The 9,389-nt window shown below is 43.8% G+C and carries 11 protein-coding genes; 2 read left to right on the forward strand and 9 right to left on the reverse strand.

Annotation, left to right across the window (positions count from 1 at the left end; genetic code table 11):
- From BS639_RS23985 to BS639_RS24020, 8 genes are all read right to left on the reverse strand, one after another.
- Positions 1–426, reverse strand: a 426-nt coding sequence (locus BS639_RS23985; RefSeq protein ID WP_084984562.1) for a helix-turn-helix transcriptional regulator, incomplete at its 3' end; no start/stop codon positions are given.
- 70 nt (positions 427–496) lie between these two features.
- The gene (locus BS639_RS23990) at positions 497–730 is read right to left on the reverse strand and encodes a hypothetical protein (protein ID WP_084984563.1); all 234 of its coding nucleotides are present in this window, start codon (positions 728–730) and stop codon (positions 497–499) included.
- 17 nt (positions 731–747) lie between these two features.
- Positions 748–1,152, reverse strand: a complete 405-nt coding sequence (locus tag BS639_RS23995; RefSeq protein ID WP_084984564.1) for a plasmid partitioning/stability family protein — start codon at positions 1,150–1,152, stop codon at positions 748–750.
- 3 nt (positions 1,153–1,155) lie between these two features.
- Complete coding sequence (parM, locus tag BS639_RS24000; RefSeq protein ID WP_084984565.1) at positions 1,156–2,121, reverse strand: plasmid segregation protein ParM domain-containing protein; 966 nt, start codon at positions 2,119–2,121, stop codon at positions 1,156–1,158.
- Between the two features lie 476 nt (positions 2,122–2,597).
- On the reverse strand, positions 2,598–3,863 hold the full coding sequence (gene umuC / locus BS639_RS24005) for a translesion error-prone DNA polymerase V subunit UmuC (RefSeq protein WP_084984566.1): 1,266 nt from the start codon (positions 3,861–3,863) through the stop codon (positions 2,598–2,600).
- A complete protein-coding gene (umuD, locus tag BS639_RS24010; protein ID WP_084984567.1) occupies positions 3,851–4,291 on the reverse strand; it encodes a translesion error-prone DNA polymerase V autoproteolytic subunit in 441 nt (146 codons plus the stop codon). Before umuD ends, umuC begins: the two co-directional genes overlap by 13 nt.
- Before the next feature lie 311 nt (positions 4,292–4,602).
- Positions 4,603–4,833, reverse strand: a complete 231-nt coding sequence (locus tag BS639_RS24015; protein ID WP_084984568.1) for a hypothetical protein — start codon at positions 4,831–4,833, stop codon at positions 4,603–4,605.
- Between the two features lie 43 nt (positions 4,834–4,876).
- Positions 4,877–5,494 (reverse strand): ParA family protein, encoded by a 618-nt coding sequence (locus BS639_RS24020; RefSeq protein WP_139804182.1) that lies wholly within the window; start codon positions 5,492–5,494, stop codon positions 4,877–4,879.
- A 690-nt stretch (positions 5,495–6,184) separates the two neighbouring features.
- Between BS639_RS24020 and BS639_RS24025 the strand changes: the two genes are divergently transcribed.
- Positions 6,185–6,868: a hypothetical protein gene (locus BS639_RS24025; protein WP_084984569.1), complete on the forward strand. Its 684-nt coding sequence runs from the start codon at positions 6,185–6,187 to the stop codon at positions 6,866–6,868.
- Positions 6,869–6,922: 54 nt separating this feature from the next.
- Here the strand turns inward: BS639_RS24025 and BS639_RS24030 are convergent, their stop codons facing one another.
- A complete protein-coding gene (locus BS639_RS24030) occupies positions 6,923–7,678 on the reverse strand; it encodes a tyrosine-type recombinase/integrase (protein ID WP_084984572.1) in 756 nt (251 codons plus the stop codon).
- 738 nt (positions 7,679–8,416) lie between these two features.
- Between BS639_RS24030 and BS639_RS24035 the strand changes: the two genes are divergently transcribed.
- Positions 8,417–9,238: a hypothetical protein gene (locus tag BS639_RS24035; protein ID WP_084984570.1), complete on the forward strand. Its 822-nt coding sequence runs from the start codon at positions 8,417–8,419 to the stop codon at positions 9,236–9,238.
- The last annotated feature ends 151 nt before the right edge of the window (positions 9,239–9,389 follow it).

Here is a 9,389-nt window from a genome sequence, read left to right on the forward strand (position 1 = left end):
ATAGAGATTAGGGTGTTTATTAGCTAATAGCATTAAATAGTTATACTCACCTGGGCGCACGGTGGTGCCCTGATCAGGCAGTTCCTTTGTATTCCATCCGGATCTGGCATAACCCGTCAGTTCTGCCATCTGAGCGATGGTCAGACCTAAACTCTCACGTATTGCCCTAAGTTCCTCATGTGTCGAATCATCCATGACCCAGCCTTCAATAGGTGACTTTGACGGGTCTTTTGAACACACTACATAGAGCTCATGTTCTCCTGCTAGGAGTTGGAGCATTTCAAATTCAGTTTTGCGTGTTTTCATGACTTCTTCACGCTTCTGATAGGCACGGAGGGTTATACCCAGGAGCTGAGCCATTTGAGACTGTGTTAGATTAAGCTTGTGTCTTATCCGCTTCACTTCACTTATTGACGGCGCACTCATTCTGTTTCCTTATTGAGAAATTTTAGAAACATCATATACAGTTCATGCGCCCAAAAAAATCTATATTTTTTCACCGACTCTCAAGCTTTTTCATGACACAAGCCCCAATTATAAGGCATAAGACATAGAGTAACTGTAGAACAACCTTTACCCAGATTGGTGGATTAAAGAGCAAAAGCGGAAGTATAAAAACCGCGCTTACTAGCATGAAAGATGAACCAACCTTTCTGATTTTTTTTTCATTAGAACCTGTAGGAACCAAGCTATCTAATAAATAATTCCATTTTCTTTTTAACTCTTCCATTTTTCCTCCAATAAAAATCAGAATAATTTTTTGGCGTTCTTCCTTGTTACGTCTTCACTTGTGGAAATATCTTGCTTTGTCAATGAATGTTGTTGGCCAGTACCAGGGGTATTTTCTAACATATTACTTGTTTCATTTCTTCCAACTCGAGATACATGCAAAGCATTCGATTCAAAGTTTGGCACTACATCCTGAATTATTTTAAGCATGTCCGTAAAGTTGCTATTTTCTGATGCCAATAGGTTCACTGCTTTTATGATTCTCTCATCCATTTGAGCAATAAGATATCCAGCAAAAAGAGCATTTCGGCTAAACTCACCGCGTTGCTTAAGTGGAACCCCTTCCAAATAATCGCAGACACGCTTGTCTGCGACATTTTTGTCAGGATTCAGATAGAAAGTAACTTTTCTTCTGTTATCCATTTATCACCCGATATCAATATCGTAAAGACCCTGTACAACGTCATATTGCGGGTCATGAGAAATATTAAATCTCTCGTCTCTAATATTAGTGGATGACTTGATATTTTGACCACAAATCATAGCCCCACCGCCTGCAACAGTAACAGCAGTAAAACCGTGGAAACGTCTTACTACCTCCATCACCTGTTCGGATAATTGATTGATACCACTTTGAATCTCTTTGATTACGTTATCTACCTGACTTGCGTCATTAATACAGCCGTCAATAAACTCCCTGTCATGGCGATTCTTGATCATTTCATTGATTATATAATCCGAGGCTTCAGTATTTGCCTTTGCCAACGCCGCTTTAACTACCGAGGTTACGATTGAAACGCCAACGTTTGTCAGAAACTCGATCTGAACAATCCCATTCATTTGACCTAAAACTTGTGAGACGTCTGTTGTCGTGCCGCCAATATCGATGATTAGTAATGATTGGTTAGGCTTCAGAACCTGAGCATCTTTGAAGCCTGCTGGCATCGACTCAGGGCGTACAGTAACTGACGTAATTATGAACGCTTCTTCCTTATTACGAGCAACAGCGCGGGTTACGCTAGTTATCTTGCGATCAATATTCACCCTATTTGCCTGCATATCCGCATCGTAATATTCTGATAATGGTAAAGTTACCACGATCTCTACGGGCTGGGGTTCAATGCCGGATGTGTGTAAAGCATGATGAATTGCGATTACATTAACGTCACTGTACTGGTATTCAACCTCAGTAGTGCGGATGCATTTTGCGCTGTTTGAGTTAAAGCTAAATTTTCGTTCGCCCATCTCATAGTTTGCCGCGTCACTGTTCCCGAAGGCGACACTCCAACCTGTGATGAAGCTATTTGGGCTCATGTGCCGTAGAGCTTTACCGTCCTCGCCTTTCCACATCATTTTAATATTGGTAGAACCGTCATCAATATAAATACGCATAGTGCCCTCGCAAATAAATCCAGATATGAGATTAAACGTTCTCTTAGTGTTTGCCCATTTGAGAATTTAAGTTCTCAAATAACACTCCATACCGAGAACATAAGAGTAACTTTAAAATAAAATACGTCCATTTACAACATTATTTACTCAAAATTTCGTTAGAGTGATTAAGTTTTAATCAAAAATGAGAACATAAAGGCATTTATATGAGAAGTTATGATGTCGAGATTATAATTAACTAAAGAGTGAGGCTAAATTTGAAGTGACGCCGTAACCTATCTACAGCTAACGCTAGCCGCAGTCGAACGACCGAGCAATGCGAGTTAGTGAGCGAGGGAGCGTAAGATTGCATATGCCAACCGGAGCACGGCCACTCAATTGGTGATGCATTACACTATTTAGTCCTTTTGATGAATGTTTTCATCATTGCATGAAAGCATGAAAGCATGAAAGCATGAAAGCATGAAAGTATGAGGTTACCCTATTTTTGCTCTTGGTATGTCCTTCCAATTTGTTGTGTATTCGGGCGAAAGCCAATCGCGTCGCATCTTAAAACCAGGATTAATACCCTGACCAGCAAAAAATAGCTGTTTCCTTCCATCTCTGTTGATACGGTCAAGCAATCCCATCAATTTATCACTTCCTTCTCTCGGCGCTGATTCGTCAAATAGGTTTAACTGCGCTTCCCGCCCGTTGAAATCGGCAAGCATCACACCGGCTTTAGCGTAATTAATTCCATCCTTCCAAATTCGCGCCAGGGCGCGTTGAGCAGCTGTAATAATATCTCTGGTATCTTGAGTAGGCGTCAACAGCTTCTCGGTGGCTTGATTTCCATACTGAACGTCATTTACCGAGAATGGACTGGTCCGAACAAATACATTGATCGCCTTGCAATACTGCTTCTCCCCACGCAGTCTTTCAGCTGCCTGGGCCGCATAGCCTGTAACTGCCTGCTGCATTTCATCTAACGACGTCACTCGTTGCCCAAACGAACGAGATACGACAATTTGCTGCTTAGTCGCAGGATGTTCTTGTAACGCAAAGCATGACTCCCCACGCAGTTCCCTTACTGTCCGCTCGAGAACAACGTTGAAATTCTTCCTGATGAAATTTGTGTCTGCCTGGGCCAAATCGAGCGCAGTATGAATTCCCATTAAAGAGAGTGTTTTTGCGATTCTTCGACCTACTCCCCATACTTCTGAAACATCAACGATGCTTAGAAGTTTCTTGATTCTTTGCCGGTCTGTTAATGCAACAACTCCACCGTATGCAGGCCATGTCTTCGCAGCGTAATTACATAATTTTGCTAGGGTTTTTGAATATGATATGCCAACTCCACACACTAGGGTTGTGTGTAATTTAACTGCATTTCGCAGTTGATGGCCATATTCCTCCAGACTCATGACCTTTTCAATATTATCAGCAGTAAAAAAAACTTCGTCCACACTGTAACATTCTGTATTAGCAGATAATGATTCTATAACAGAGGCAAACCGCGCGGACATAGACCCGTACAACGTGAAATTTGAACTAAAGACAGCCACATTGTGTTTCTCGATTAGGGGTCTTACCTTGAAGTAAGGATCGCCCATTTTTATACCGGCTAACTTGCAGAGCCGATTCCTTGCAATAATGTTACCGTCGTTCGAACTCAGGACGGCAACAGCTCTGTTAACCAAGTCTGGTCTGAAAGCCTGTTCGCAGCTGGCAAACATCCCATTGACGTCAATTATTCCGTACATAGCAAATGACTCATAACCGTAAATGTAACGACACCCCAGATCTCAAGTTGGTTGTCCTCGGGGTCAAAGTAAATTGGGCTGTAGGCAGGGTTCATGGGCATTAGGCACGGCCTTGGCCTTAATACCAGTCGCTTTACTGTGAACTCGTTGTCCAATGAGGCAATGACGATGCTTCCATGCTCAGGGGGAAGAGATCGGTCCACAACTAATACATCTCCATCGTGTATTCTAGCGTCCTCCATAGACCGCCCTGAAACTCTCAAAAGATAAGTCGCAGATGGGTGTTTTACACAATAGTCATGGAGATTTAACTCCTGTTTATCATACCCTTGCGTAGGAGAAGGAAATCCTGCTTGGATTAATTCGGCATAGAAAGGGATGGAGTCTGCATTTGAAAGTGAGCTCGGTTCTATAAGTGAAAGAGACATAGTTGAGGGCCTTATTACTGTAGATATATACAGTATACGAATGAGACCGACGTTTGATCAAGCCATCATTTTTACGCACAAGCTAAGGCGCAGAGATATCTGAAGATAAGCTGTGAAATCTTGCTTGCTAATGATAGAAACAAAAAAGTCGACTCTTGCATGTCGACTTTTCTGCACTACTTGAGTTTAGGTAGATGTCTGGGTTATCGCGGTACAGCCTGGGACCCTTTCGGATGGTACTTGCTCACTCTGTGAGTTACCGCACTTCGTCCCACATATCGTCAATAGCAATGAGGAAAACACATGTTAAATCATCCTCTTTTTGATTTCAGCAACTCATACCCTTCCAACAACATCTCACGCATCGAGATACCTTGTTCAGCCGCATAGGATTTCATTTCTTTGTGTTTGCTTATAGGGACTTTAAATTGAATTGGTTTAGTCGCGAAATCGGGTTCTGCTCCCTTACCTGTTACATTTAAAGTTGGCTCGTTGTCTGCCGGTGGTGCCAGCTTAGAAATACTTCTCTTAGGTTTTTCCATAGTTACACTCCTGAAAAAATGATTTCATGAAATCATGATAACATTAATTAATGATATCATGAATTTCTTCTACCATCTTTTTAGCCACCTCATTTAGTGTTTTAAACGGTGTTTCAAACAAGGCTCGGCCTGAATCGAGCGCACTGCTGTATCCTGATTTGAACGGGATGACCGTTTCAAGCACGGCAAAGTTCCACTCTTGAATTGTTGCCTTTGCTTTACGACCTTCACTGTCACTTGGCGATTTAGCTACGCTGAAGACGATTTTTTCCCTGGAGATACCTTTTTTAATCAATTCGCGAGCAAGCTCAAGAGATGGCTCAAGGTCATCAATCGAAGTACCCGTTGAGATGATTACCAGGTCAGAATTTTCCGCTACATCAAGAGAGGTTGTCTCTGCCGCTGGGCGACCGTCAATGATGAGCAAGTCGAACTTGTCTGCCATCTTCACGGCTGTATCTACTCTGCGATACAGAGCGCAATCTACTGTACCTAAATTGGCCTGTTCTCGACGCTGGGCCCACTTAAGTGAGGTTTGTTGCTTCTCGTCAATATCAGCTAAATGTGTCTTCCATCCTGCATCTGTGAACCCAACATAGAGAGTGCGTGCATGAGTGCTTTTAGACCCGCCCCCTTTTTGTCCCACACAAGAGATAATCATGATTTCACCCTTTCATTATTTGCACCAGACTTCTTTTTTCCAATCATGTTGTTGATAAATATAGACTATATTTAAATCATGATTTCATGAAATATCACTATACTGAAATCATGATTTCAGTATACATGATTATCCATTGATGTCTAAAAGAATGAAATCATGATTTCATTCTTTCATGATCAAGCGCAAACCTGGACAAGAGGAATGGACTCCCATTTACCCCGAAACTTCCCAAAAACTTGTGAGACACGATGAGCAGAAACGTGAGTTTTATAACGCTTAAGATCTAGATATAGGAGGGCATTAGACGCTGTGTTGCCAACCAGGAAAATTGTCTGAATGTTGGGTAATAAGGACTAAAACATTATCAACTGGTTGAGGCCAGCTGCAAACTCGGCTGGATTACACTGGCGTTCTTTACGCAGGATTGCCGCTGTCTTCGAGAGCTTCATTTGATAAGCAGGCAGTTACCGGCATCGATATCGGTCTGTTGTGTACTTCTTGGGCACCTATATGAAAAAGTTCATTACGAGGAAATTGCAACGCAAGCAAAGCGAAACCGATAGACAATACGGAGATCAGATGACGTGGATGCACTATAAGTTGATGACCCTGTTATAAAAAGTTGCTCAGCAAAACACGTTTCAGTACGTTAGTTTATAAAGTAAGTGCAAAACTCAGGAGTAAAGTATGGCTGATACACACGTAACATTACTGGGCTATGACATCACAATCTGGGGCGTAGGGGTCGCCATCATAGCAGCCATACTCCCACAGGCGATAAACCTATATGTAGAACGCAATAAATCAAGAAGAGAGCGAAAATACGTCGAAGTCCAGCTAATTTTCTTACTCGACAAGTTTGCCTCCGGATGTGAAGGGGTAGCATGGGATAGTGGTTTCCCGCCAGGTTTCCCCGAAAATGGCGAAGGTGAAGAACAACAAAAATCGCCTGTTCTCGGTCTGGCCAATGTAAAAGGAGAGCTCAAGTTTTTAAAAGCAAAACGACTTCATCAACTTCAGAGCATTGATATCAGGCAGCTTCAAATCGAAAAGGAATTACGGGAAACGGATTGGGAATTTGATCTGCCTGATATGAGCACTTATTTCCGGCTGCGTCGCAGGCGCTATGCAGAATTGGGCCTCTTTACCGCCGAGCTGACAAGGAAAATTTGTAGAGAACTCAAAATTGACCAGGATGTGTGGAACGGCAAAGAAACACCAGAGTCATCCTGTCTACGAAGCCTGAAAAAGTTAAATCGGGGACGAGCAGATATAACTATTAAACGTAATTATAACTGGGCAAAATCGATAATGAAACGCCAAGAAATAGCCGACAAGGCGGACCCTACCCACAGCACCAACGACGAATAGTCTTAACATCACGCACTCAGTCGTCATTAAATCATGATTTAATGACGTCACCATCTAACTGCGCTGCATCGCCCGCAGCTCCGCGACCGCGTCCTCGCCGCTCTGCGTAAATCGCAGGGTGCTGCCCGACAGCACGTCCAGCGCAAAGACCTTCGTATACACCTGCAAACTCTTCGCGTACTTGTGTCCCATTAGCGCCATCAGCGTCTTGTCATCGAGGCCGTTCATCTTCAGGTGCATGGCATAGCTGTGCCGCAGGGTATGGCAGGTAACCGGCACCGAAAAGCGCACACCGGCGCGGGCCGCTTCCTCGACCGCCGCGTTGATCCAGTTCGCCGCCGTCTGGCGCGACGACACAGGCCAGAGCTGGGTGTGCTTCTCACCACGGTGAAAGGTCTGCAAGTATTCGTCCATGCGCCTGGCATAGTCGGGGTCGAGCAGCGGCACAATACGCGTGGCCTGCGTGATCTTCTCCCGCTCAGCGGTCGGCACGCGTCCTTTACCACGGCCAGAAGAAAGGCTTCGTGCCTTCAGGGTAATGAGCGTGACGTTGGCCTGATAGTGCGAAAGTATTTCCAGGCGACCGCGCCGCGCCGCCGGTTCAGCGTCGGGCTGAAGTCGAAAATCTTTGGGTGCCAGCGCCAGCGCTTCGTTGAGCCGTGCGCCGGTGTTCCACAGCGTGTCCAGAAACATTCTTTGCTTGAGATGGCGGGCGCAGGCGATCAGCGCCGAGACCTCGACCGGCAGCAGGTACTTGATGTGGCCAGGCATGGCAGCGGCGAGGTTGCGCATCCGCAGCGCCAGCGCCATGTCGGTGCTCGCGGGGTGAGAAATCGTGCTGATCGCGCTGTGTGAATTCTGAAAAAGTTCGCGGGGTAAGTCTCGCAATTTTTCAATCTCCGTTGCCTGTTAATTGTGCAGCCCGTTCACCGCAATAAAGGAAAAGCCTGCCGCGCACGCGGGGCGTGCTTGCCCGACCGGCCCCCGCGCCAACAACCCGTGTCGGCACGCGGACTGGTCCTCGAGTAAAATATCCGGACCGCCGTCGCGCCTTCTTGTCTGCCTGTGATTTTACGCACCGCACGGGGCGCGGGCCAGCGCAATAAATCGGGATCGTATGTTCTCATATCTGGACACTTATTCCATCAGAGAAGTATAGTCCAATGAGAAAAAGGTGAGAACGTCGCGAGCCGACGGGGCAGGGGACCGATCGCCGGTGATGGCCAGAGAAGAACACTAGATGTTGTGGCATAAGCAGCTGAAGTAGCCACTAGATATAGTGCAAAGGGGAAAAAAGCCGCATCAGGGGCGGGAAATGGACAGAATTGCCTGTCTGTCCAGCAGGATGCGAAATTAGTAAATCGGGGTATCCAAGAACTTATTAAGGCTTTCCAAGGCTCTTTAGAGCTAACGTTCATAATGCCTTTGTTGTGAAAATTACCGTGATTTTAAGATTAAAGGCGATAAATTAGGTTAAATATAAACATTGCATCAGAAAAACCGATAGAATTAGATATAACGTTTATTCATTCAATGGAAGGAACCAGTATGCTGGGTAGATCGTTTCAACAATTTTCCGTAGAGTCTTTACTCGCAAGCTCCACCCTACGGGGTGGGTTGACTGCATTGAATAAATGTAAATATCACGATAAAGGCACTTTTTATAATGCGTTCTTCCAGCTGTCCATTGGGTTAGAGAGATTTTTCAAAATCATATATGTTGTTCAATATATGATTGAAAATGAATTTCAACGTCCTACCGTAAAACAATTAAGTAAAATAGGGCATGATATACTATCCTTACACGAGAATGCCGTCTCCATTGCATTAAAGTATAATGAACACGATGTTAGTAATTGGGTGCTAAATTTTCAACAATCAGAGATATTAACGATGCTTTCTGATTTTGGTAAAGAGACACGTTATTATAATCTTAATACGATAGTTGCCGATAAAAAGATCATAAAAGATCCTTTGAAGGCATGGAACGAAATTATTGAAAGCTGTTACCTTAAACACATATCCTCGTCAACAATTACAAAGTTAGAGCATGAGATTATAGCATGGTCTGATAAGAATGCACTTTATGGCTATACTAATTACCTCGGTCTAAATGGACAGGTAATGACATATATAGACCTTTATTTGTTGAATTGGAAAGTTACTAAAGTGTCTCCTTGTATAGCATCAGAAATTATTTCCTTTCTTCAGCCATATTATTATTTGTTGATGTCTTTACGAGACAAAGTTGAGACTAAAGAGATTGAGCAAGGCATTCGTGAACCTTTAGTTCCTTACTTTCATGAGTTCTTCCCTTATTTTCTACTCGACAGAGCTGCTGCAAAAAAGCGTCGTAATTGGGAAAGGTAAGTAAATTTATCAAAACATAATTTTGTCATGAAACTAAAAAATGGGAAGTAAAAAATGCTTGATTGGCTGAACACAAACATGGGTACGGATTGGGCTACATATCAGGGTTGGGGAATGGCTATAGTAAGTTTAATTATAGGTGTTTATGCAG

It is taken from the genome of Rouxiella silvae, from assembly GCF_002093625.1.
GTDB classification, from domain to species: domain Bacteria; phylum Pseudomonadota; class Gammaproteobacteria; order Enterobacterales; family Enterobacteriaceae; genus Rouxiella; species Rouxiella silvae.